Genomic DNA, 1,465 nt, shown 5'->3' with positions numbered 1-1,465 from the left:
TGAGAAAGAATGTATGGTCCGCACCGTCCGTGCAAGGGTCGTAACAGCGAAAATGACGCTTCCAGTTGCATAAATGTATCCGGCCTCTCGCGAGCGGACTGCTGTTGCAGCCAGGCCATGATGAGATCCGCGCACGCCGTTCCCAATAAATGGTTCGGGCACGAAGCCCGCTTTTTTGCACAGGGCTTACGGCATGTTGATCCACTGTTTCGTCATCACTGTTCCCGAGCCTTGCAATCTCGCCAGAAGTCGTCAGCTGAAAGCAGGATCCCTGCGTTCGTAGAGTGCTCCTGGCTTGTTCAAGACCACCCAGACAATGCGAGCCATCTTGGCGGCTAGTGCGACAACGGCCTTATTCGGATGCATCCGAGCTTGGAGCCCGTTGAGCCAGCTTCCAAAGCGATCGCGCGTTCGGTCCAGATGCCGGAAGCAGGATCGCGCGCCATGCACTAGAAGTTTTCTCAAATAGCGGTTGCCGCGTTTGCTGATGCCAAGCAACGTCTGTTTTCCGCCGGTCGAGTATTGTCTGGGCACCAACCCCAGCCAGGCAGCAAGGTCGCGAGCCTTGCGAAACTGCAACCCATCACCGATCGCGGCAAGCACAGCGGTCGCACCTAATGCGCCGATACCAGGGATTGTCATCAGCCGGCGTGTAACGTCCTCTCGGTTAGCGACCGCTTCGATCTCCTGTGTCACTTGGCGGATCCGTTCTTCGAGGCGGCAGAGATCGGCGTAGAGATCGCCGACCAGACGCCGCATCACCGGTGATATACCGTTTCCTTCGTCTTTCAAAGCGAGCGGTAGCTCGAGCTTGAATATTCCGGCCCCCTGACGCAAAGGTACGCCATACTCGAGGCAGAAAGCCCGCATCTGATTGATCAGGCGTGTCCTCGCGCCGACCATCTGGTCACGGATTCGATGCAGCGCTTGAAGATCGACCTGGTCCTCCTCCTTCACGGCGACGAAGCGCATTGTCGGTCGCGTCGTGGCCTCAGCGATCGCCTCGGCGTCGATGATGTCGTTCTTGTTTGACTTCACGTAGGGCTTCACGAATTGCGCGGGGATCAGGCGCACCTTGTGACCAAGTGCCTGTATCTTCCGGGCGAGCCACTGTGAACCGGCGCAGGAATCCATGCCAACTATGCTTGGTTGTGCGCGAGCAAAGAACTGAAGAAGAGTGTCCCGTCGAGAGCGAACTTTCTGAACAGGTGTGCCGTCGCAGCTCAGGCCAACGACGTGGAACAGGTTCTTGCCAATGTCGATCCATAGACAGCCGCAGGTCGCGGCAAATTGCGATGGGCCATGATACTCTTCTCTATTGATCTGACCTCCCCCATGATGAGGGAGGAGGACGGTGCGGACCATCCCATTAATGGTGACGCAAGCGGCCAAGCGGAAAGCTGTCGCCCATCTCCGTGGAGCCTTCGGGATGAGCGAACTGCGGGCGTGTAAAGTCATCGGCTGC

The 1,465-nt window shown here is 57.7% G+C and carries 1 protein-coding gene; it reads right to left on the bottom strand.

Annotation, left to right across the window (positions count from 1 at the left end; translation table 11 throughout):
• Positions 1-252 precede the first annotated feature (252 nt).
• Complete coding sequence (locus tag I6F37_RS38275) at positions 253-1,365, bottom strand: IS110 family transposase (protein WP_225131580.1); 1,113 nt, start codon at positions 1,363-1,365, stop codon at positions 253-255.
• Positions 1,366-1,465: the final 100 nt, after the last annotated feature.

The organism is Bradyrhizobium sp. NBAIM08, from assembly GCF_020193935.1.
Classification (GTDB): Bacteria; Pseudomonadota; Alphaproteobacteria; order Rhizobiales; family Xanthobacteraceae; genus Bradyrhizobium; species Bradyrhizobium yuanmingense.
This window is presented reverse-complemented; position numbering and strand designations above follow the sequence as displayed.

Bases quoted from the DNA above. Each gene is read 5' to 3' on its own strand.
- I6F37_RS38275 (WP_225131580.1), bottom strand. From the start codon at position 1,365: ATGGTCCGCACCGTCCTCCTCCCTCATCATGGGGGAGGTCAGATCAAT.